Consider the following 21,561-nt stretch of genomic DNA (forward strand, 5'->3'; position numbering starts at 1 on the left):
CCATGGAGACTTCCGACTTTCTTGCGACCCTCGACCGCGAGGGCCGGCTGCTCGCGGAGGCCGCCGCCGCGGCGGGGCCCGACGCGGCGGTGCCCACGTGCCCGCAGTGGCAGGTGCGTGACCTGCTGAGGCACACCGGCACGGTGCACCGGTGGGCCACCGCCCTGGTCGCCGGCGGGCACACCTCGCCCCCGGCCATGGACGACCCGCCGGAGCTTGACGGCGCCGGCCTGGTGGACTGGTACCGGGAGAGCCACCGGCTGCTGCTGCGGGCGCTGGCCACCGCGCCCGCCGATCTGGAGTGCTGGACCCTCCATCGCGCGCCCAGCCCGTCGCCGCTGGCGTTCTGGACCCGTCGGCAGGCCCACGAGACGACCGTGCACCGCTACGACGCCGAGGCGGCGCGCGGCGGTACACCGTCCCCGATCGCGTCGGACTTCGCCGCCGACGGCATCGACGAACTGCTGCGGGGCTTCCACGCCCGCTCCCGCAGCCGCCTGCGCAGCGAGGAGCCGCGCGTGCTGCGGGTGCGCGCCCGGGCAGCGGACGGGGTGGGCACGGACGCCGTGTGGACCGTACGGATCACGGCCGGGCCACCGGTGACCGTGTGCGCGGCGGGCGGGGCGGCAGAGGCCGAACTGTCAGGGCCTGCCGATCAGTTGTACCTGGCGCTGTGGAACCGGCGGCCGGTGCCGCAGGTGGCAGGCGATCCGTCGCTCGCGGCGCTGTGGCGGGAGCGGTCCGGGGTCTGACGCCCGGTCACTCTCCGTCGGCGAGCATCCGGGCCAGCACCGCGCGCTGCACCGGCCGTACCTCGCCGTGCAGACCGCGCCCCTTCGCCGTGAGGGCGACCCGCACCCCGCGCCGGTCCTCCGCGCACATGGCCCGGTGGACGAGGCCGTCCTTCTCCAGGCGGCCGACGAGGCGGGACAGCGCGCTCTGGCTGAGATGGACCCGGTCGGAGATCTCCTGGACCCGGAAGGCGCAGCCGCCGTCCGCCGCCTCGCCCTCGGCCAGCAGGTCGAGCACCTCGAAGTCGCTCGCGCACAGGCCGTGCCCGTGCAGCACCCGGTCCAGTTCGCACTGCGTGCGGGCGTGCAGGGCGAGGATGTCCCGCCACTGCTCCACGAGCGCCTGTTCGGCCTTCTTCGCCGCCATGAGCGCACCGTAGCAGAGAACGGCTTTTGTTGCATCGTAATTAAATGCGTTTGCATCTGATGCATGTGCATGTACTGTCGGCGGCATGACCTCTCCGCTCACCCCCTCCGCGTCCCCGGCGGTTCGCTGGACCCCCCGGCTCTGGGGCACCCTCCTGGTGCTGTGCGCCGCGATGTTCCTGGACGCGCTGGACGTGTCGATGGTCGGCGTCGCCCTGCCGTCCATCGGCTCCGATCTCCACCTGTCCACGTCGGCCCTGCAGTGGGTCGTCAGCGGCTACATCCTCGGCTACGGCGGCCTGCTCCTGCTCGGCGGCCGGACCGCCGATCTGCTCGGCCGGCGCCAGGTGTTCCTGGTGGCGCTCGGCGTCTTCGCGGTCGCCTCGCTGCTCGGCGGGCTCGTGGACTCCGGCCCGCTGCTGATCGCCAGCCGTTTCGTCAAGGGCCTGAGCGCGGCCTTCACGGCCCCGGCCGGCCTGTCGATCATCACCACGACGTTCCCCGAGGGCCCGCTGCGCAACCGGGCCCTGTCGATCTACACCACCTGCGGCGCCACCGGCTACTCCATGGGCCTCGTCTTCTCCGGCCTGCTCACCGAGGCCAGCTGGCGGTTCACGATGCTGCTGCCGGCGCCGATCGCGCTGATCGCCCTGCTCGTGGGCCTGAAGCTGCTGCCGCGCAGCGAGCGCGAACGCGGCCACGGCGGCTACGACATCCCCGGCGCCTTCCTCGGTACCGCGTCGATGCTGCTGCTGGTCTTCACCCTCGTCCAGGCGTCCGAGGCGGGCTGGACCTCGGTCCGCACGATCCTGTCCTTCGTCGCCGTCGCCGTCATGCTGGCCGTCTTCGTCCGCGTCGAGCTGCGCAGCCCGAGCCCGCTGATCCGGCTCGGCGTGCTGCGCTCCGGGCCCCAGGTCAGGGCCCAGTTGGGCGCGCTGACGTTCGTCGGCAGCTACATGGGCTTCCAGTTCCTCGTCACGCTGTACATGCAGCAGGTGCTGGGCTGGTCGGCGATGCACACGGCGCTGGCGTTCCTGCCGGCCGGTGCGCTGGTGGCCCTGTCCGCGACCAAGGTCGGCGCCGTCATCGACCGGTTCGGCACGGCCCGGCTGATCGTGCTGGGCTTCGTCCTCATGGCGGCGGGATACGCGCTGTTCCTGCGCATCGACCTGAACCCGGTCTACGCGGCCGTGATCCTCCCGACCATGCTGCTCGTCGGCCTGGGCTTCGCCCTGACCTTCCCGTCCCTCAACGTCCAGGCCACCAACGGCGTGGACGAGCACGAACAGGGCATGGTCTCGGGCCTGCTCAACACCTCGGTGCAGGTCGGCGGCGCGATCTTCCTGGCCGTCGTGACGGCGGTGATCACCGCCCACGCCCCCGAGAAGGCCACTCCGCAGGCCGTCCTGGACAGTTACCGGCCCGGCCTGGCCGTGGTCACGGTCATCGCCGTCGTGGGGCTGCTGCTGTCCCTCACCGGACTGCGCCGGACCCGCCGGGCGGAGTCGGTCGTGGTCGCACGGTCCACCGTGAAGGAGGCGGAAGCGGAGCGGGTACCCGTCCGCGACTAGGGGGACCGCCTCCATGCGTGCGCCCGGCCGGAGTTGATTGCTCCGCCGGGCGCACGCGTGGGAAGCTGACGGAATGGACGGGCACGGGGGCCGCCGCACCAAGGCGGAGCAGGACGCGGCGACGGTCGAGATCGGCTACGCGCTGCTCAGCGCCGCGTTCGCGGCCGCGGTGCTGTTCGGAGCCGTGGCCGGGCCCGCGCTCCTCTTCGATCTGCCCGCGCTCCTCGGCTCGGCCCTGCTGCGACTCGGCCTGGTGGTCGCCCCGGTGGTGTTCGTGGCCAGGGTGGTGAGCGTGCTCCTGCGCTTCCACCGCCGGACCCGGCCCGGCACGGCGGGGCCCTCGCGGTAACCCCTGAGCGCGCGACGACCGGCTCGCACAGCGACGGGCGCGCGGTCCCGGGTCAGCCGAGCCAGCCGGGCCGTACCAGTCCCGACTCGTAGGCGAGGACGACGAGTTGGGCGCGGTCGCGGGCGCCGAGCTTCACCATCGTCCGGCTCACATGCGTCTTGGCCGTGAGCGGGCTGACCACCAGCCGGCGGGCGATCTCCTCGTTGGACAGGCCGATGCCGACCAGCGCCATCACCTCCCGCTCCCGCTCGGTGAGCCGGCTCAGGGCCCCGGCTGCCGCGGGCTCCTTGGAGCGGGCGGCGAACTCCGCGATCAGCCGGCGCGTGACGCCCGGGGAGAGCAGTGCGTCACCCGCGACCACGGCCCGTACCGCGCGCAGGAGCTCCTCCGGCTCGGTGTCCTTCACCAGGAAGCCCGAGGCGCCCGCGCGGATCGCCTCGAAGACGTACTCGTCCAGTTCGAACGTGGTGAGCATGACCACCTTCACCGCCGCGAGGCCGGCGTCGGAGGTGATGCCCCTGGTCGCGGCCAGACCGTCCAGCACGGGCATGCGGATGTCCATGAGGACGACGTCCGGCCGCAGTTCGCGCACCCGGCGCAGCGCCTCCTCGCCGTCCGCCGCCTCGCCGGCCACCTCGATGTCCGGCTGCGCGTCGAGCAGCGCCCTGAATCCGGCCCGGACCAGCGACTGGTCGTCGGCGAGCAGTACCCGGATCACCGGTCCTCCCTCAGGTCCGTCGGCAGGACGGCGAGCACCCGGAAGCCGCCGTCGGGGCGCGGGCCCGCCTCGATGGTGCCACCCAGCGCGGCGGCCCGCTCCCGCATGCCGGCCAGCCCGTTGCCGCCGCCCCCGGCGTCCGCTCCGGTGGCCGGTCCGTCGTCGTCGATCCGCAGCCGCAGGACACCGTCGCCGTAGCCGACGCGCACACGCGCGTGCCGCGAACCGGAGTGGCGGACCACGTTGGTGAGGGCCTCCTGCACGATACGGAAGGCGGCCAGGCCGGCGCCGGGCGGCAGCCGGGGCGGCTCGCCCTCGGTCTCCACGGTCAGACCGGCAGCCGCCGCCTGTTCCACCAGTTCCGGCAGCCGGTCGAGGCCGGGCGCGGGGGCGCGCGGCGCGGCGCCCGGTGCGCGCAGGGCGCCGAGGACCTGGCGCACCTCGCCGAGCGCCTCCTTGCTGGCGGCCTTGATGGTGGTGAGGGCGGACCGCGCCTGCTCGGGATCGCTGTCCAGCAGCGCGAGCCCCATGCTCGCCTGGACGTTGATGACCGAGATGCTGTGCGCGAGGACGTCGTGCAACTCCCGGGCGATACGCAGCCGCTCCTCGTCCGCGCGCCGCCGCGCCGCCTCGGCCCGGTCCGCGCGCTCGCGGGCCCACTGCTCGCGCCGCACCCGGGCCAGCTCGGCGAGGGCCACGACGGCCAGCACCCAGGTGGCGATGACGATCTCCTGGCCCCAGCCTGCGCCCCGGTCCCCGGCGGGCGGGAGCAGGCGGAAGAGCCAGAGCGCGACCAGGACGTGCCCGGCCCAGAGCAGCGCGACGGCCGTCCAGGCGGCCCGCCGGTGGCCGGCGACGACCGCGCTGAAGCAGCCGACCGCGACGGTCACGAAGACCGGACCGTAGGGGTAGCCCAGCGCGAGGTACGCCAGGGTCGCCGCCGCCGTGCCGAACACGACGGGCACCGGGTGCCGGTGCCGCCACAGCAGGGGTACCGAGGCGGCGAGCAGCAGCACGCGCGCGTAGCCGTCCAGCGGCACGCGGTCCTGGTGGCCGTGCGCGGCGAAGGTGGTGCCGACCAGCACGATCGCGGTGATCAGGGCGGTGGAGCGCCAGGGCAGGCCGGAGCGGTGCGCGTCGGGGCCGTCCGCGCGGTTCCACCACGGAGGCCCGTACCGCCACCAGTGCGCGGGGCCGCCTGGGTGCTGCTCTTCCATGCCGGCCACGCTAGACGCCGGCGGCCGGGGACGGCGTCGGCCGGGCGAGGTGATCACACGTACTCCCCCGGGAGTACGCGGCTCAGCTCCGGGTCAGGCCCACCCCGGCGGCGAGCCGGTCCGCGGCGTGCCGGAAGAACGTCTCCCGGTCCTCCACCACCCGGTTGAACTGCCCGAACAGTTCGAACCCGACCAGTCCGAACAGCTGGGCCCAGGCGGCGACGAGCGCGGTCGCGGCCTCGGCCGGCAGGTCGGGGGCGAGGTCGGCGGCCAGCCGCGCGGCCTCGGGGCGCAGCTCGGCCGGGAGGGGCAGGGGGGCGAGGCCGGGACCCTGGTGGGCGTCCCGGACGACGCCGATGAGCACCAGGCCGACCCGGGACGCGGCCCGCACGGTGGTCTGCGGGGCGGAGTAGCCGGGCACGGGCGAGCCGTAGATCAGCGCGTACTCGTGCGGATGCGCGAGCCCCCAGCCGCGCACCGCCTCGCACACGGTGATCCAGCGGGCCTGCGGCGGGGCGTCGGACGCGGCGTCCCGGGCCCGCTCCGCAGCCTCGCCGAGGGAGTCGTAGGCGTCGATGATCAGGGCGGTCAGCAGATCGTCCCGGCTGGGGAAGTAGCGGTACAGGGCCGAGGAGACCATGCCCAGCTCGCGGGCGACGGCCCGCAGGGAGAGCTTGGCCGCGCCCTCCGCGGCCAGCTGTCCGCGCGCGGCCTCCTTGATGGCCGCGGTGACTTCCTGCCTGGCCCGTGCGCGGGCGCCCTGTGCGGTGCTCATGCGGTCAGTCTGCCACGGAAGAGAGCAGTGCACACAGACGAGAGCGGCGAACAAAAAAGAGAGCAGTGCTCTTGCTCTGGAGCACCTGTCACCCTCACACTGGAGCCAACCGAGAGCACTGCTCTCTCCGTCTCCGCCGTGGGGGTCACCATGTCGTCGTCTGCGCCCTACTACCTCAAGGGCAGCCCGCTCACCGTCCGTCTGAACGGCGTGATCGGCTGGCTCGCCCGGCACGGTTTCAGCCTCGCGGGCACCGCCGAGTTGTCCGTGCCGGGCCGCAGGAGCGGCGCGATGCAGCGCATCCCGGTCAACCCGCACACCTACGGCGACGGGCAGTACCTGGTGTCCGCCCGGGGACACTCGCAGTGGGTGCGGAACATGCGCGCGGCGGGCGGCGGCGAACTGCGCGTCGGCCGCAAGGTGCGCGCCTTCGGCGCGGTGGAGCTTCCCGACGCCGAGAAGCTCCCGATCCTGCGGACCTATCTGGAGAAGTGGGGCTGGGAGGTCAACCAGTACTTCGCCGGGGTGACCGCCAAGTCCTCCGACGAGGAGATCATCGCCTGCGCCCAGGACCACCCCGTCTTCCGGATCACCGTCACGGGCTGACGGGGTCCTCCGCCGGGGCCGCCTGCCCCCGGTCCAGCGCGGTCAGGGCGCGCTGGGCGATCGGGTGGGCGCGGACCAGCTCGCCCAGCGAGGTCGAGCCCTGCGTGATGTCCTTGAACGCCCGCCACGCCGGACGGAACCCGGTGAGGGCCGCGTGGAAGAGGCCGGGGCGCCGCTGGAACAGGGCCAGCAGGCTCTTGCCGACGCCCATCTCGACGCCGAGTCCCGCCTTGACCGCGAACGCGTAGTTCAGCGCCTGGCGCCGCGCGTCCACGGCGTCGTGCGCCTCGGCGATGCGGACCGCCCACTCCCCCGCCAGCCGGCCCGAGCGCAGCGCGAAGGAGATGCCCTCGCGGGTCCACGGCTCCAGCAGTCCGGCCGCGTCACCGCAGACCAGCACGCGGCCCCGGGACAGCGGCGAGTCCTCGGCGCGGCACCGGGTCAGATGCCCGGAGGAGAGGGCCGGCTCGAATCCGGCGAGGCCCAGCCGGGCGATGAAGTCCTCCAAGTACCGCTTGGTCGCGGCGCCTTCGCCGCGCGCGGAGATCACGCCGACCGTCAGCGTGTCGCCCTTCGGGAACACCCAGCCGTAACTGCCCGGCATCGGCCCCCAGTCGATGAGGACCCGGCCCTTCCAGTCCTCGGCGACCGTCTCCGGCACCGGGATCTCCGCCTCCAGGCCGAGGTCCACCTGGTCGAGCTTCACACCGACGTGGGCTCCTATCCGGCTGGCGCTGCCGTCGGCGCCGACGACCGCGCGGGCCAGCACCGTCTCCCCGCCCTGGAGGACGACCGCGACCGTGCGCCGGTCCGGCACGGCCGAGCCGTGCTGCTCGACCCGCTGCACCGTGACGCCCGTACGCAGCTCGGCGCCCGCCTTCTGGGCGTGTTCGACCAGCTGCTGGTCGAACTCGGGACGGTTGATCAGCCCGAACAGCATCTGCTTGGAGCGACGCGTGCGGTGGAAGCGTCCGTTGTGGGAGAAGGTGACGGCGTGCACCCGGTCCCGGAAGGGCAGCTCGAAGCCGGGTGGCAGCGCGTCGCGCGAGGGGCCGATGATGCCGCCGCCGCACGTCTTGTAACGGGGCAGCTCGGCTTTCTCCAGCAACAGCACACGCCGTCCCGCGACCGCCGCCGCGTAGGCGGCCGAGGCGCCCGCCGGGCCCGCGCCCACCACGACGACGTCCCACACCTGCTGCACGTCGTCCGCCGAAGAATTCTCGCCGCTCACGATGGTCTACCGCTCCGATCAAGCCGCTGCCAAGTGTCCTGTCGCATCCTACGGCGGCCGTCGGTGCGAGCCGCTGTGGGAGGATCGCTGTACTCACCCTGTACAACGTCGCACCCACGAGGAGCGTGCCCATGCCGTCGAATCCGGTCGCCGAGACCGTCGCGTCGCTGCTGCCCCGGGCGAAGGCGGAGCTGACCGAACTGGTCGCCTTCAAGTCGGTGGCGGACTTCTCGCAGTTCCCGAAGAGCGAGAGCGAGGCCGCGGCCGGCTGGATAGCCGACGCGCTGCGCACCGAGGGATTCCAGGACGTGGCCCTCCTCGACACGCCGGACGGCACGCAGTCGGTGTACGGCTACCTGCCGGGCCCGGAGGGCGCCAAAACGGTTCTGCTCTACGCGCACTACGATGTGCAGCCGCCGCTCGACGAGGCCGGCTGGGCCACCCCGCCGTTCGAGCTGACCGAGCGCGACGGCCGCTGGTACGGCCGCGGGACCGCCGACTGCAAGGGCGGCTTCATCATGCACCTGCTCGCGCTGCGCGCCCTGAAGGCGAACGGCGGCGTCCCGGTGCATGTCAAGGTGATCGTCGAGGGCTCGGAGGAGCAGGGCACCGGCGGCCTCGAGCGGTACGCCGAGCAGCACCCCGAGCTGCTGGCCGCGGACACCATCGTCATCGGCGACGCGGGCAACTTCCGGGTCGGCCTGCCGACGGTGACCACCACCCTGCGCGGTATGACCCTGGTCAGGGTCGGGATCGACACGCTGGGCGGCAATCTGCACTCGGGGCAGTTCGGCGGTGCCGCCCCGGACGCGCTGGCCGCGCTGATCCGGGTCCTGGACTCGCTGCGCGCTGACGACGGCTCCACCACGGTGGACGGCCTGGACGCCACGGCGGGCTGGGACGGCCTTGAGTACACCGAGGAGCAGTTCCGCACGGACGCCAAGGTGCTGGACGGCGTCGGGCTGATCGGCCAGGGCTCGGTCGCCGACCGCATCTGGGCCCGTCCGGCGGTCACCGTCCTCGGCATCGACTGCCCGCCGGTCGTCGGCGCCACCCCGTCCGTGCAGTCCAGCGCCCGCGCGCTGATCAGCCTGCGGGTGCCGCCGGGCGTGGACGCGGCGGAGGCGAGCAAGCTGCTCCAGGCGCACATCGAGGCGCACACCCCGTGGGGCGCCCGGGTCACCACCGAGCAGATCGGCCAGGGCCAGGCGTTCCGCGCCGACCCCACCAGCCCCGCCTACCAGGCGATGGCCGACGCCATGGCGGTGGCCTACCCGGGCGAGACCATGCAGTACGCCGGCCAGGGCGGCTCCATCCCGCTGTGCAACACGCTCGCCGGGCTGTACCCGCAGGCGGAGATCCTGCTCATCGGGCTGAGCGAGCCGGAGGCGCAGATCCACGCGGTCAACGAGAGCGTGTCCCCCGAGGAGCTGGAGCGGCTGTCGGTCGCCGAGGCGCTCTTCCTGCGCAACTACGCGGCGGGCTGAACCGTTCTGCTTGCGGCAGAGGGCCCTCGTCCCCGGGCGGGGGCCCTGCCTACGGTCGGCGCATGGATGTCATCGAACTGCTGCCCCGCCTGCACCTGTTGCGCTTCCCGGTCGGCCAGGCCTACATCTGGAGCGACGACGCCGAGCTGACCCTGATCGACGCGGGCACGATCGGCTACGGCCGGGCGATCGCCGACGCGATCACCGCACTGGGCCGCGTCCCGCAGGACGTACGACGTGTGGTGCTGACCCACTTCCACGAGGACCACGTGGGCGCCGCGGGCGAGTTCGCCGCGCTGAGCGGGGCCGAGGTGCTCGCGCACTCCCTGGACGCGCCGTTCGTCCGCGGTGAACGGCGCGGTCCGCCCCCGCGGTTCGAGGAGTGGGAGCTGCCGATCCACGCGGAGGCGGCCCGGCAGCTGCCCGAGGGACCGCCGCTGCCGCCGTCCTCGGTCATCGAGGTGACGGACGGGGACGTACTCGGTTTCGGCGGCGGCGCTCGCGTGGTCCACGTCCCCGGGCACACGGACGGCAGCATCGCGCTGTTCCTGCCCGCCGAGGGCGTGCTGTTCACCGGGGACACGGTGGCGTCGGTCGACGGCGTCCCGACACCAGGCGTGTTCAACCTGGACGGGCGGCAACTCCTGGCGTCCGTGCGCCGGTTGGCGGACCTCGGCGCGGAGGTGGCCTGCTTCGGCCACGGCGATCCCGTGCTGGGCGGCGCCGCCGCCGCGCTCCGCGCGATCGCCGGGGCACCGGGTCAGCCGACCGGGACGCCCGCCTCCAAGTAGAGGGCGGAGCCTCGCTCGCGGGCGCGCAGGGCCCAGCGCAGGCGTTCGTAGCGGACCGGTGGCAGCATCGCGGCGGCCTCCTGTTCCGTGGCGAACCGCCAGGCGCGCAGCTCCGGACCCGGCAGCAGCACCCGGGACGCCTCGCGGGGCTCCAGACGGCCGCCGTCGAACAGCAGCCGCAGTCCGCCGAAGCCGGGCGGCGCGGGCCGCTCCCAGTCCACGACGAGCAGCCGCGGCACCTCGCGCAGCCGTATCCCGGTCTCCTCGGCGACCTCGCGCAGCCCGGCGCGGGCCGGGGCCTCGCCCCGCTCCACCACGCCGCCGGGGAACTCCCAGCCGGGCTTGTAGGTGGGGTCGACGAGCAGCACCCGGTCGTGCTCGTCGAAGAGGAGTACCCCGGCGGCGAGCGTCTCGGCGGTCGGCTCGGGGGTCTGCACGATGTCGCAGGCGGGCACGTTCCCGCCGCCGACGGCCTCGGCGATGCGGACGGCGGTCTCGTACGGTGTGAGGGCGCTGGTGTCGACCGGGTGGGCGTCCGCGGTGAGCCAGGAGGCGAGCGCGGCGCGGTAGGGCTCGATGTGGTCGTAGGACCACTGCCGGACCCGTATCTCGCCGTCGGGCAGCTCGGGCGGGACCTCCCGCCCGGCTATCCGCTCGCGCAGGATCGTTTCGGCCGGGGTGAGCAACAGGTGGTGCACGGGGATCCGGCGGGCGGCGAGGCCGCCGAAGATCTCGTCGCGGTACGCCTGGCGGAGCAGGGTCATGGGCACCACCAGGGTGCCGCCCAGCTCGGCGAGCATCGCGGCGGCGGTGTCGACCACCAGCCGGCGCCAGATCGGCAGGTCCTGGAAGTCGCTGACCTCGGCGAGGTGCTTGGGCGGCAGCAGGTGCGTGAGTTGGCCGCCGATGACCTCGGGGTCGAAGAGCACGCTGTTCGGGATCAGGTCGATCAGTTCACGTGCGGTCGTGGTCTTCCCCGCACCGAACGCGCCGTTGATCCAGACGACGGTCACGGACTCCCCCTTTTCTGTTGGCCCCCTGAGGCTTGCCCGCTCCACCCTGCCACGGAAACCCCTCGCCGTTGAGGGCGCCCGTCCGCGCACCCGGGAGCGCCGGCACCCCCTGCCGCGGGGCGCCGGCACGCGCGTCGCACGGCGGCGGGGCTACTTCCCGTGGAGCGGCTTCCCGTGGAGCGGCTTCCCGTGGAGCGGCTTCCCGTGGAGCGGCTTCCCGTGGAGCGGCTTCCCGTGGAGCGGGTTCTCGTGGAGCGGGTTCTCGTTGACGTTCAGGGTGCCGTCGCTGACGAGGTGGTCGACGGTGTCGAGGGTGCTCGAGACGCTGGGGTCACCCAGGGGCTCCTTGTCCGCCCCGTGCGACGGGGTGACGGCGGCCACGACGAATCCGGTGGCGAGAGTGGCGATGGCGAGCATGCTGCGCTTCTTCATGCGCTGATCAACTGCCCGGACCGCCGGGGGTCACGCGGATGACGGCGGTTCCGCCCTTCAGGTCGATCGGCGTGCAGTGCGGGGGCACCCGGTCCTCCTCGCCGCCCCCGAGCACCGGCGACGACCGCCGCTCCGTCAACTCGTGCCACTTGCACGGCGGGAAGGCGGGAGGGCGGCACGTCGGCACGTCGGGGAGCAGGATGACCGGGCGCGGCAGGGTCATGAAGCCGGCGAAGCCCATGGGTCCGGGTGTCCGGGTGTCCGGGTGTCCGGGGCGGACCGCGGAGGCGAAACCTCCTGGCCCCGGCGACCGGCCGGCGGCTAGGGTCGGCGGACCCGGTTCCCCCGGAAGCACGCGGAACCACCCGGAACCACCCGCCGAGACCGCCAGGAAGGCGACCGTCATGACCAGCCCCCGCCCCACCACCACGCTCTGGCGCCCCACGGGCCCCGTGGAGCTGGACCTGGTCCGGGAGCTGGACTGGCACGCCTGGCCGCCCCGGCTGCCGGAGCAGCCGATCTTCTACCCGGTGCTCGACGAGGACTACGCGATCCGCATCGCCCGGGACTGGAACGTACGGCACGACGGCGCCGGTTTCGTGACCCGCTTCGAGGTCGACACGGCGTTCCTCGCCCGCTACCCGGTCCGGCAGGCCGGCGGCGAGACGATCCTGGAACTGTGGGTACCGGCGGAGGAACTGGACGAGTTCAACACCCATATCGTCGGCCGTATCGAGGTCGTGCACGAGTTCCGCTGAGCGCTGAGCCCGGGGCGCGGGTGATCGACTCCGCCGGGTCCGGCGCCCTCGGCCGCACGGGGGGGGCCGAGGACGTCGTCCGCCCGGGCGACCGGCTCGTCCGCGGCGTGTCCCGCCCGGCGCTGGTCCACCGGTCGCGCACACCCGCCGCGGCCAGGGAAGCGCACACATCCGAACGTCCGATCCGGCGTTCAGGGTGAAATCGTCGGCGGGGCACGGCTTCTGGCGGGGTGTCGGTCATCGCGGACGCACCTCTTCCAACATTCTCCGACACGTCCTACCGTAAGCGCGCACAGATGACGCGTACATGCCGTCGCGGCGTCGACCGGGCCGCCGCATGCCGTCATCCCGTCTTTCGCGAGTCGGAGGAACGTCAACGATGCGTCACCCTCACACCCGCACCACCGTCCGCCGAAGAGTGGCCGGAGCACTTACCGCCGGGCTGCTGTGCGCGGCGGGCCTCGCCACGCCCGCCCTCGCGGCGCCCGCCCCGCCGGCCGCACCGGCCGCCCCGGCCGACGGCCTCGCCCTCACCCCGCCGATGGGTTTCAACAACTGGAACTCCACGCACTGCCGCGCCGAGTTCGACGAGAACATGGTCAAGGGCATCGCGGACCTCTTCGTACAGAAGGGCCTGAAGGACGCGGGCTACCAGTACGTCAACCTGGACGACTGCTGGGCCCTGCCGAGCCGCGACGCCGACGGCAAGCTGGTGCCCGACCCCGCGCGCTTCCCGAACGGGATCAAGGCGGTCGCGGACTACGTCCACGCCAAGGGACTCAAGCTCGGCATCTACACCAGCGCCGGCACCAAGACCTGCGACGTGGCGGGCTTCCCCGGCGGTCTCGGCCACGAGGCGAGCGACGCCCGCCAGTTCGCCGACTGGGGCGTGGACTATCTGAAGTACGACAACTGCAACAACCAGGGCGTCGACGCCAAGCAGCGCTACCGGACGATGCGCGACGCGCTCAGGGCGACCGGCCGCCCCATCGTCCTCAGCATCTGCGAATGGGGCGAGAACAAACCCTGGGAGTGGGCAGCGGACGTCGGCCAGCTGTGGCGCACCACCGGTGACATCAGCGACAACTGGGGCTCGATGCTGTCGATCCTGAAGCAGAACCTGCCGCTCGCGCCGTACGCGGGACCCGGGCACTGGAACGACCCCGACATGCTGGAGGTCGGCAACGGCGGCATGACGGACACCGAGTACCGCTCGCACTTCTCCCTCTGGTCGGTCATGGCCGCGCCGCTGCTGATCGGCACCGATCTGCGCAAGGCCTCCCAGGCGACCTTCGACATCCTGGACAACAAGGACGTCATCGCCGTCGACCAGGACCCGCTGGGCAGGCAGGGCTCGGTCGTCTCCTCCGCGGGCGGACGCTGGGTCATCGCCAAGGAGATGAAGGACGGCAGCCGCGCGGTGGCCCTCTTCAACGAGACCGGCACCGCCCAGCGGATCGCCACCGGCGCGAACGCCGTCGGCCTGCCGGACGCCCCCGCCTACACCCTGCGCGACCTGTGGCAGCACCGGACCTACAACACCGCGGGCACCATCGCGGCCACCGTCCCGGCGCACGGCACGGTCCTGCTGCGCGTCTCCGCCGACCCCGACTGGGCCGAGCACCCGCCCGCCGTCGAACTCGGCCTGGACGGCAGCCCGTTGCTGGAGGCGGCCACCCCGGTCACCCTGACCGGCACCGCCACCGACCTCGGGCGCACGCCGGCCCGGCGGGTGTCGGTGACCCTGACCGGACCCGCCGGCTGGACCGTACGGCCCGTGTCGGCGACCTCGGTCCCCGCCCTGCCCACCGGCAGGACGCTGCGCACCGGCTGGCGGGTGACCGCCCCGGCGGGGACACCGGCCGGGGCGTACGGCCTGACGCTGCGGACGCGTTACCTCGCCCCGTCCGGGACGCCGGTCACCGGCACGCTCCCGCTGACCGCGTCCGTCGTCGTCCCGCCGCCCTCCGGGACCTCGTACCTCGGCGATCTGCCCTGGCTCTCGGCGACCAGCGGCTGGGGCCCCGTGGAGCGTGACACCAGCAACGGGGAGAGCGAGGCGGGCGACGGCCGCCCGCTGACCATCGGCGGGGCGGTGTACGCCAAGGGACTCGGCGTCCACGCGCTCAGCGACCTCGCCTTCTACACCGGCAAGGTCTGCGAGAAGGTCACCGCGGACGTCGGCGTGGACGACGAGAAGGGCGCGAAGGGCACCGTCGCCTTCGAGATCTGGGCGGACGGCACCAAGGTCGCCGCCACCGGTGTCCTCACCAACGCGATGCCCGCCCAACCGCTCACCGCCGACGTCACCGGCGCCCAGGTGGTCCGGCTCGTCGTCACCGACGGCGGCGACGGCCTCGACTCGGACCACGCGGACTGGGCGGACGCCCGCCTGAGCTGCTGAGGCGCCCGACGCCGTCCGGAACGGGGCGGTGGAGGCCGACGGCGGCGCCGCCGGGTCCGTCCGGCGGCGCCGCCGGACGGACCCGAGCGGTCCCGGTGCGCGCCGCCGCACGACGCCGGTCGCGCGCCCCCGCCGGGCGAGCCCGCTAGCGGCTCACCCCGGTCGGGGCCGGCCGGTGGGCCAGCGCCGCCGCCGCGGCACCGACCAGGCCCGCGTCGGTGCCCATCTGCGCGGGTACGACGGTGAGCCGCTGCACGAAGGAGAGGGTCGCGTAGTCGGTGAGCGCCTTGCGCAGGGGCGTGAACAGGACCTCGCCCGCGTTGCCGACGCCACCGCCGACCACCGCGATGTCGATCTCGACCAGGGTGGCGGTGGCCGCGATCCCGGCGGCCAGAGCCTGCGCGGCCCGCTCGAAGGAGGCCACGGCGACCGGATCGCCCGCACGGGCGGCGGCGGCCACCGCGGCGGCGGAGGCGTCGCCGTCGGGGCCCGGGCGCCAGCCCCGCTCAAGGGCCCGGCGCGCGATGTTCGGCCCGCTGGCGATGCGCTCCACACAGCCGCGCGAGCCGCACGGACAGGGGTCGCCGTCGAGGTCGACGCTGATGTGGCCGATGTGCCCGGCGTTGCCGGTCGGCCCCGGGTGCAGCCGTCCGCCGAGCACCAGGCCGCCGCCGACGCCGGTGGAGACCACCATGCACAGCGCGTTGTCATGGCCGCGCGCGGCGCCCTGCCAGTGCTCGGCCGCCGTGATCGCGACACCGTCGCCGATCAGCTCGACCGGCAGGCCGCCGGTGGCCTCGCGCACCCGGTCGACCAGCGGGAAGTCACGCCAGCCGGGCACGTTCACCGGACTCACGGTGCCCGCCGAGGCGTCCACCGGACCGGCGCTGCCGATGCCGACCGAGGCGGCGCGTCCCCACAGCGGTGACTCGGCGAGGTCGCCCAGCACCTCCGCCACGGCCCGCATGACCGTTTCTCCGTCCTGCCGGGCGGGCGTGGCGCGCTGGGCGCGGGACAGGATCCGTCCGTCGCCGTCCACCAGCGCGCCGGCGATCTTGGTGCCGCCGATGTCCAGGGCCGCCACGAGGTCGGTGTGCATCAGAGTCAGATCTCCCCGTTGAAGCTTGAAAACCAGAAAGAGGCAAGCCGGTCAAGCGGTGGGGGCGCAGGCCGGAGACAGCGGTGGACAGTCTCTCTCGCATCTGACAACGTTGTCCAGGCTCTATGCTCGACGCCACATCCTCATACAAGCCCATGGATCGCGCCGCACCCCCCTGGGAGTCGGACGAGAGACAGGACAGACGCATCGTGCCCGAGACCACCCGCCGCGCAGACCGCCTTCCCGGGAACCGGTACGGCAACCGTCCGACCATGAAGGACGTGGCGGCGCGCGCCGGGGTCGGACTGAAGACCGTCTCCCGGGTGGTCAACGGCGAGCCCGGGGTCACGCCGGACACCGAGCGCCGGGTGCAGGAGGCGATCGACGCGCTCGGTTTCCGCCGCAACGACAGCGCCCGGGTGCTGCGCAAGGGCCGTACGGCGAGCATCGGCCTGGTCCTGGAGGATCTCGCGGACCCGTTCTACGGCCCGCTGAGCCGCGCCGTCGAAGAGGTGGCCCGCGCCCACGGCGCCCTGCTGATCAACGGTTCCAGCGCCGAGGATCCCGAGCGCGAGCAGGAGCTGGCACTCGCCCTGTGCGCGCGCCGGGTGGACGGTCTCGTGGTGATCCCGGCCGGGGACGACCACCGCTATCTGGAGCCGGAGATCAGGGCCGGGGTGGCGACCGTGTTCGTGGACCGCCCGGCCGGCCGGATCGACGCCGACGTGGTGCTGTCCGACAACTACGGCGGAGCCCGCGACGGTGTCGCCCACCTCATCGCGCACGGCCACCACCGCATCGGGTTCATCGGCGACATGCCCCGTATCCACACCGCGGCCGAGCGGCTGCGCGGCTACCGGTCGGCGATGGCGGACGCCGGGATAACCGTCGAGGACCGCTGGATGTCCCTCGGGGCGACGAATCCGGAGCGGGTGCGCCGGGCGGCGCAGGAGATGCTGTCCGGCCCCGACCCGGTCACCGCGATCTTCACCGGGAACAACCGGGTGACGGTCACCGTGGTCCGGGTCCTCGCCGAGCAGGCCCACCGGGTGGCGCTCGTCGGCTTCGACGACATCGAGCTGGCCGATCTGCTCCAGCCGGGCGTGACCGTCGTCGCCCAGGACGCGGCGGCTCTGGGACGCACCGCCGCCGAGCGCCTCTTCCGTCAGCTCGACGGCACCCTGATCGCACCCGAGCGGATCGAACTGCCGACCCGGCTGATCACCCGCGGCTCGGGCGAACTGCCGCCGGCGGCCTGAATCCCGCCCCGGCAGGGGAGCGGACGGGGCCGGCGGCAGGCCGGCGGCGGACGGCCGACCGGCCTCCGCCCCTCATCCTGGCCCTCGCCCTCATCTGAGAGTCCGGCCGCTGCGGCGTCGATGGCGGCGCACGGCTCCTCGACCGGCGACCCGACGAGCGGAGCAGGTCCTCGACCGGCAGCCCTCCCCCCGACCCCCCTCTCTCCCCGGTCTCCTCTCCCAAGGACACACCGCCGCCCCGCTCCTGCGGCGCCTGCGCCTGTCGATGCGCGGCGTCCGGAGTACGGGGCGGGGATGCGGGGCCGGACCGCCGGCCGGAGCCGAGGGGCCCGGCTAGTGGGCGGAGGCCGTCAGGTCGCCGCGCCTGGGTGCCGCGAAGCCCTCCAGGTCGGCGCGGGTCAGGCCGCTGAGGCGGGCGACCTCGGCGATGTCCAGGGCGCCGCAGTCCAGGCCGCGCAGCAGATATCCGCTGAGCGCCTTGGCGGTGGCGGGCTCGTCCATGACGTCGCCGCCGGCCCGGTTGGCGTACCGGGCGAGGCGGGCCGCCGCCTGCTCGAAGCCCTCGCGGTAGAAGGCGAAGACGGCCGCGTACCGGGTCGGGATGTGGCCGGGGTGCATGTCCCAGCCCTGGTAGTAGGCGCGGCCGAGGGCGCGGCGGGTGAGGCCGTAGTGGAGGCGCCAGGCGTCGTGGACCTTGGCGGTCGGGCCGACGGGGAGGACGTTGGTCGAGCCGTCGGAGACGCGGACGCCGGTGCCGGCCGCCGCGACCTGCATGATCGCCTTGGCGTGGTCGGCGGCCGGGTGGTCGCTGGCCTGGTAGGCGGCGGAGACGCCCAGGCAGGCGCTGTAGTCGAAGGTGCCGTAGTGCAGCCCGGTGGCGCGGCCGTCGGCGGCCTGGATCATACGGGCGACGGTGGCGGTGCCGTCGGTGGCCAGGATGGACTGGCTGGTCTCGATCTGGATCTCGAAGCCGAGGCGGCCGGCGTCCAGGCCGTGCACCTTCTCGAACGCCTCCAGGAGCCGGACGAAGGCGCTGACCTGCTCGGCATACGTCACCTTCGGCAGCGTGAGGACCAGGCCGTCGGGCAGGCCGCCGGCCTCCATCAGACCGGTGAGGAAGACGTCGAGGGTGCGGATGCCGCGGTCGCGTACGGCGGCCTCCATGCACTTCATGCGGATGCCCATGTACGGCGCGGCGGTGCCGTTCGCGTACGCCTCGGCGATCAGGCGGGCGGCGCGGGCGGCCGCCTCGTCCTCCTCGGCGTCGGGGCGGGGGCCGTAGCCGTCCTCGAAGTCGACGCGCAGGTCCTCGACGGGCTCGCGCTCCAGCTTGGCGCGCACCCGGGAGTGGACCGGCTCGGCGAGGTCGTCGGCGAGGCCGAGGACGGCGGCGAAGGAGGCGGCGTCCGGGGCGTGTTCGTCGAGCAGGGCGAGGGCCTGGTCGCCCCAGGTGCGCAGGGTGTCGGCGGCGAAGGCGTCACCGGGGACGTAGACGGTGTGGACGGGCTGCCGGGAGCCGGGGTCCCCGGGGTAGCGGCGCTCCAGCTCCGCGTCGACCGGTGCGAGGGAGGCGCTGATCTCCTCGCTGACGGCGCCCGCGAGACTCGTCGCCACCTTCTCCTGCTGACCCATCCCACACCCTCCAAGCTTTCCGCTTTACGGAATCAACAATCCGTATGGTGAAGTTATCTGCCAACCTTCCCGCTGGTCAACACCGCATTCCGTGCGCTCCACTCCGCCATCTCGGCAAGTTCACGTCCGTCTGGCACCATCCAGGCCGCACACTCCTCACGCACAGCGCCTCAGCACCGACTCCCCCGGAAGCCGTCGCAGAAGGAGCCCCCGTGCCGATCCGCAGCCGACTCAGCCGCCGTTCGGGCCTGAAGACCGCGTTGGCGGCCGCCGCCTCCGTACCCCTGTCCAGTACAGCACTCTCCGCCGGCCCCGCCGCGGCGGGCGGGGCGCACCGCCGCCCCCTGCACGTCATGTCGTTCAACCTGCGTTACGCGAGCACCGCCGAGCCCCACAGCTGGGCCGCCCGCAGGCCCGTGACGCGCGCCCTGCTGCGGCGCGAGCACCTCGCCGTCATCGGCACGCAGGAGGGCCTCTACCAGCAGCTGCGCGACATCGAGGCCGACCTCGGCGGCTGCTACGACTGGATCGGCACCGGTCGCGCGGGCGGCAGCCGCGACGAGTTCATGGCGGTCTTCTACGACACCCGCCGGCTCGCCCCGCAGGAGTACGACCACTTCTGGCTCTCCGACACGCCGGACGTGATCGGATCCAACACCTGGGGCGGCGGCTCCGTCCGGATGGTCACCTGGGTCCGGTTCCGGGACCTGCGCGACGGCGACCGGGAGTTCTACGTCCTGAACACGCACCTCGACAACCGCCGCCAGGACGCACGCGCGCGTGCCGCCGTGCTGATCTCCCAGCGCATCGCCGGACTCGACCGCTCGCTGCCGCTCCTGGTCACCGGCGACTTCAATGTCGCCGCCCACGGGAACCCGGTCTACGACACGATGCTGGGCGCCGGACTGACCGACACCTGGGACACCGCCGCCGAGCGCGGCCTGCTGTACGCGACCTTCCACGGCTACAAGCCGCTGACCCCGGACGGCGACCGCATCGACTGGATCCTCGCCACCCCCGGTGTCACCGTGCACCGGGCCTCGATCGACACCTTCTCGCTGCACGGCCGGTTCCCCAGCGATCACCTGCCGGTGCGGGCTTGCCTGACACTGGGATGACACGAGGCCCCCGCGACCGTGCGCGGTCGCGGGGGCCTCGTACGGCGGAGCCGGAGCTCAGCCCTTGCGGGTCTTGATCTCGTCGGTCAGCTGCGGGACGACGTCGAAGAGGTCGCCGACCACACCGAAGTCGACCAGCTCGAAGATCGGGGCCTCGGCGTCCTTGTTGACGGCCACGATGGTCTTCGAGGTCTGCATGCCGGCGCGGTGCTGGATGGCGCCGGAGATGCCGTTGGCGATGTAGAGCTGCGGCGAGACCGACTTGCCGGTCTGGCCGACCTGGTTGGTGTGCGGGTACCAGCCGGCGTCGACGGCGGCACGCGAGGCGCCGACGGCGGCACCGAGCTGGTCGGCGAGCGCCTCGATGATCGAGAAGTTGTCGGCGCCGTTGACACCGCGGCCGCCGGACACCACGATCGCGGCCTCGGTCAGCTCCGGGCGGCCCGTCGACTCACGCGGCGTGCGGCCGGTGACCTTGGTGCCGGTGGCCTTGTCGGAGAAGGTCACGGACAGGGCCTCGACGCTGCCCGCGGCCGGGGCGGCCTCGACGGCGGCCGAGTTCGGCTTGACCGTGATGACCGGGGTGCCCTTGATGACACGGGACTTGGTGGTGAAGGACGCGGCGAACACCGACTGGGTGGCGACCGGACCCTCGTCACCGGCCTCCAGGTCGATGGCGTCGGTGATGACGCCGGCGCCGATGCGCAGCGCCAGGCGGGCGGCGATCTCCTTGCCCTCGGCGGAGGACGGGACCAGCACGGCGGCCGGGGAGACGGCCTCGTGGGCGGCCTGCAGGGCGTCCACCTTCGGCACGACCAGGTAGTCGGCGTACTCGGACGCCTCGTGGGTGAGGACCTTCACCGCGCCGTGCTCGGCGAGCGTGGCGGCGGTGTCGGCGGCGCCGTTGCCCAGCGCGACGGCGACCGGCTCGCCGATGCGGCGGGCCAGGGTCAGCAGCTCCAGGGTGGGCTTGCGGACGGCACCGTCCACGTGGTCGACATAGACGAGGACTTCAGCCATGGGATTGCTCTCCTGCGTAACGAAGTTGAGGGGCGGTCAGCGGGGGCGAGCCCTTAGATGAACTTCTGGCTCGCGAGGAACTCAGCGAGCTGCTTGCCGCCCTCGCCCTCGTCCTTGACGACGGTGCCGGCCGTGCGCTCCGGGCGCTTGGCCGCGTCCTCGACCTTGGTGAACGCACCCTCGAGACCGACCTCCTCGGCCTCGATGTCCAGGTCGGACAGGTCCCAGGACTCCACCGGCTTCTTCTTGGCCGCCATGATGCCCTTGAAGGACGGGTAGCGGGCCTCGCCGGACTGGTCGGTCACGGAGACGACCGCCGGAAGCGCGGCCTCCAGCTGCTCCGACGCGGCGTCGCCGTCACGCCGGCCCTTGACCACGCCGTCCTCGACGGAGACCTCGGAGAGCAGGGTGACCTGCGGGACACCGAGACGCTCGGCGACCAGCGCCGGGACGACTCCCATGGTGCCGTCGGTGGAGGCCATACCGGAGACGACCAGGTCGAAGCCGGCCTTCTCGATCGCCTTGGCCAGCACCAGCGAGGTGCCGATGGCGTCGGTGCCGTGCAGGTCGTCGTCCTCGACGTGGATGGCCTTGTCGGCACCCATCGAGAGCGCCTTGCGGAGCGCGTCCTTGGCGTCCTCGGGGCCGATGGTCAGCACGGTGACCTCGGCGTCGTCGTCCGAGTTCTCCGAGATCTGCAGGGCCTGCTCGACCGCGTACTCGTCCAGCTCGGAGAGCAGACCGTCCACGTCGTCCCGGTCGACGGTCAGGTCATCGGCGAAGTGCCGGTCGCCAGTGGCGTCGGGCACGTACTTCACAGTGACAACGATCCTCAAGCTCACGCCGGCTCTCCTACTGCATCGACATTTCCTGGCTGCCTCTTGCAGGCAGCATAGGCGCCTCAAGCGGCCGATCCCGATCGGG

At 73.2% G+C, this 21,561-nt stretch carries 22 protein-coding genes; 10 read left to right on the top strand and 12 right to left on the bottom strand.

The window, feature by feature from the left end; translation table 11 throughout:
• Positions 1 to 2 precede the first annotated feature (2 nt).
• Positions 3 to 752 carry a maleylpyruvate isomerase family mycothiol-dependent enzyme gene (locus ACF073_RS29255; RefSeq protein ID WP_392074394.1) on the top strand — a complete coding sequence of 250 codons (750 nt, stop codon included), beginning with the start codon at positions 3 to 5 and terminating at the stop codon, positions 750 to 752.
• 7 nt (positions 753 to 759) lie between these two features.
• Here the strand turns inward: ACF073_RS29255 and ACF073_RS29260 are convergent, their stop codons facing one another.
• Positions 760 to 1,158: a MarR family winged helix-turn-helix transcriptional regulator gene (locus ACF073_RS29260; RefSeq protein WP_392074395.1), complete on the bottom strand. Its 399-nt coding sequence runs from the start codon at positions 1,156 to 1,158 to the stop codon at positions 760 to 762.
• Positions 1,159 to 1,243: 85 nt separating this feature from the next.
• Here ACF073_RS29260 and ACF073_RS29265 point away from each other — a divergent pair, with 85 nt between their 5' ends.
• Both ACF073_RS29265 and ACF073_RS29270 read left to right on the top strand, forming a co-directional pair.
• On the top strand, positions 1,244 to 2,728 hold the full coding sequence (locus ACF073_RS29265; protein ID WP_392074396.1) for an MFS transporter: 1,485 nt from the start codon (positions 1,244 to 1,246) through the stop codon (positions 2,726 to 2,728).
• 73 nt (positions 2,729 to 2,801) lie between these two features.
• Positions 2,802 to 3,077, top strand: coding sequence for a DUF6332 family protein (locus ACF073_RS29270; RefSeq protein ID WP_392074397.1), 276 nt, complete (start codon positions 2,802 to 2,804; stop codon positions 3,075 to 3,077).
• Positions 3,078 to 3,129: 52 nt separating this feature from the next.
• Here ACF073_RS29270 and ACF073_RS29275 read toward each other — a convergent pair whose 3' ends face one another.
• The 3 genes from ACF073_RS29275 to ACF073_RS29285 all read right to left on the bottom strand — a co-directional run bounded on the left by ACF073_RS29275 (position 3,130) and on the right by ACF073_RS29285 (position 5,787).
• Positions 3,130 to 3,795, bottom strand: a complete 666-nt coding sequence (locus tag ACF073_RS29275; protein WP_392074398.1) for a response regulator — start codon at positions 3,793 to 3,795, stop codon at positions 3,130 to 3,132.
• Positions 3,792 to 5,012 carry a sensor histidine kinase gene (locus ACF073_RS29280; protein ID WP_392074399.1) on the bottom strand — a complete coding sequence of 407 codons (1,221 nt, stop codon included), beginning with the start codon at positions 5,010 to 5,012 and terminating at the stop codon, positions 3,792 to 3,794. Before ACF073_RS29280 ends, ACF073_RS29275 begins: the two co-directional genes overlap by 4 nt.
• An 82-nt stretch (positions 5,013 to 5,094) precedes the next feature.
• Positions 5,095 to 5,787, bottom strand: a complete 693-nt coding sequence (locus tag ACF073_RS29285; RefSeq protein ID WP_392074400.1) for a TetR/AcrR family transcriptional regulator — start codon at positions 5,785 to 5,787, stop codon at positions 5,095 to 5,097.
• A gap of 150 nt (positions 5,788 to 5,937) precedes the next feature.
• On the opposite strand from ACF073_RS29285, the gene ACF073_RS29290 reads away from it, so the two are divergent.
• On the top strand, positions 5,938 to 6,393 hold the full coding sequence (locus tag ACF073_RS29290) for a nitroreductase/quinone reductase family protein (RefSeq protein WP_392074401.1): 456 nt from the start codon (positions 5,938 to 5,940) through the stop codon (positions 6,391 to 6,393).
• Here the strand turns inward: ACF073_RS29290 and ACF073_RS29295 are convergent.
• On the bottom strand, positions 6,383 to 7,624 hold the full coding sequence (locus ACF073_RS29295; protein WP_392074402.1) for a geranylgeranyl reductase family protein: 1,242 nt from the start codon (positions 7,622 to 7,624) through the stop codon (positions 6,383 to 6,385). The two genes, ACF073_RS29290 and ACF073_RS29295, sit on opposite strands and share 11 nt — an antisense overlap.
• Positions 7,625 to 7,755: 131 nt before the next feature.
• Here ACF073_RS29295 and ACF073_RS29300 point away from each other — a divergent pair, with 131 nt between their 5' ends.
• Both ACF073_RS29300 and ACF073_RS29305 read left to right on the top strand, forming a co-directional pair.
• On the top strand, positions 7,756 to 9,111 hold the full coding sequence (locus ACF073_RS29300) for a dipeptidase (RefSeq protein ID WP_392074403.1): 1,356 nt from the start codon (positions 7,756 to 7,758) through the stop codon (positions 9,109 to 9,111).
• A gap of 62 nt (positions 9,112 to 9,173) precedes the next feature.
• The gene (locus tag ACF073_RS29305; protein ID WP_392074404.1) at positions 9,174 to 9,902 is read left to right on the top strand and encodes an MBL fold metallo-hydrolase; all 729 of its coding nucleotides are present in this window, start codon (positions 9,174 to 9,176) and stop codon (positions 9,900 to 9,902) included.
• On the opposite strand, the gene ACF073_RS29310 is transcribed toward ACF073_RS29305, so the two are convergent.
• From ACF073_RS29310 to ACF073_RS29320, 3 genes are all read right to left on the bottom strand, one after another.
• Positions 9,872 to 10,915: an NUDIX domain-containing protein gene (locus tag ACF073_RS29310; RefSeq protein ID WP_392074405.1), complete on the bottom strand. Its 1,044-nt coding sequence runs from the start codon at positions 10,913 to 10,915 to the stop codon at positions 9,872 to 9,874. The genes ACF073_RS29305 and ACF073_RS29310 overlap by 31 nt on opposite strands.
• A gap of 150 nt (positions 10,916 to 11,065) precedes the next feature.
• Positions 11,066 to 11,347, bottom strand: coding sequence for a hypothetical protein (locus ACF073_RS29315; RefSeq protein WP_392074406.1), 282 nt, complete (start codon positions 11,345 to 11,347; stop codon positions 11,066 to 11,068).
• 7 nt (positions 11,348 to 11,354) lie between these two features.
• Positions 11,355 to 11,588, bottom strand: coding sequence for a DUF6191 domain-containing protein (locus ACF073_RS29320; protein ID WP_392074407.1), 234 nt, complete (start codon positions 11,586 to 11,588; stop codon positions 11,355 to 11,357).
• 163 nt (positions 11,589 to 11,751) lie between these two features.
• Between ACF073_RS29320 and ACF073_RS29325 the strand changes: the two genes are divergently transcribed.
• Both ACF073_RS29325 and ACF073_RS29330 read left to right on the top strand, forming a co-directional pair.
• Complete coding sequence (locus ACF073_RS29325) at positions 11,752 to 12,105, top strand: hypothetical protein (protein ID WP_392074408.1); 354 nt, start codon at positions 11,752 to 11,754, stop codon at positions 12,103 to 12,105.
• Positions 12,106 to 12,484: 379 nt separating this feature from the next.
• Positions 12,485 to 14,509 (top strand): NPCBM/NEW2 domain-containing protein, encoded by a 2,025-nt coding sequence (locus ACF073_RS29330; protein ID WP_392074409.1) that lies wholly within the window; start codon positions 12,485 to 12,487, stop codon positions 14,507 to 14,509.
• 145 nt (positions 14,510 to 14,654) lie between these two features.
• Here the strand turns inward: ACF073_RS29330 and ACF073_RS29335 are convergent, their stop codons facing one another.
• Positions 14,655 to 15,608, bottom strand: a complete 954-nt coding sequence (locus ACF073_RS29335; protein WP_392074410.1) for an ROK family protein — start codon at positions 15,606 to 15,608, stop codon at positions 14,655 to 14,657.
• 209 nt (positions 15,609 to 15,817) lie between these two features.
• On the opposite strand from ACF073_RS29335, the gene ACF073_RS29340 reads away from it, so the two are divergent.
• Complete coding sequence (locus ACF073_RS29340) at positions 15,818 to 16,867, top strand: LacI family DNA-binding transcriptional regulator (RefSeq protein ID WP_392074411.1); 1,050 nt, start codon at positions 15,818 to 15,820, stop codon at positions 16,865 to 16,867.
• Positions 16,868 to 17,200: 333 nt separating this feature from the next.
• On the opposite strand, the gene ACF073_RS29345 is transcribed toward ACF073_RS29340, so the two are convergent.
• Positions 17,201 to 18,499, bottom strand: a complete 1,299-nt coding sequence (locus tag ACF073_RS29345; protein ID WP_392074412.1) for a DUF6986 family protein — start codon at positions 18,497 to 18,499, stop codon at positions 17,201 to 17,203.
• A 212-nt stretch (positions 18,500 to 18,711) separates the two neighbouring features.
• Between ACF073_RS29345 and ACF073_RS29350 the strand changes: the two genes are divergently transcribed.
• Complete coding sequence (locus ACF073_RS29350; protein WP_392074413.1) at positions 18,712 to 19,617, top strand: endonuclease/exonuclease/phosphatase family protein; 906 nt, start codon at positions 18,712 to 18,714, stop codon at positions 19,615 to 19,617.
• Between the two features lie 57 nt (positions 19,618 to 19,674).
• Here the strand turns inward: ACF073_RS29350 and ACF073_RS29355 are convergent, their stop codons facing one another.
• Together ACF073_RS29355 and ACF073_RS29360 are read right to left on the bottom strand one after the other, a co-directional pair.
• Positions 19,675 to 20,637: an electron transfer flavoprotein subunit alpha/FixB family protein gene (locus ACF073_RS29355; protein WP_392074414.1), complete on the bottom strand. Its 963-nt coding sequence runs from the start codon at positions 20,635 to 20,637 to the stop codon at positions 19,675 to 19,677.
• A gap of 53 nt (positions 20,638 to 20,690) precedes the next feature.
• Positions 20,691 to 21,479 (bottom strand): electron transfer flavoprotein subunit beta/FixA family protein, encoded by a 789-nt coding sequence (locus ACF073_RS29360; protein ID WP_392074415.1) that lies wholly within the window; start codon positions 21,477 to 21,479, stop codon positions 20,691 to 20,693.
• Positions 21,480 to 21,561: the final 82 nt, after the last annotated feature.

This window comes from Streptomyces sp. NPDC015171, from assembly GCF_043079545.1.
Lineage (GTDB): Bacteria > Actinomycetota > Actinomycetes > Streptomycetales > Streptomycetaceae > Streptomyces.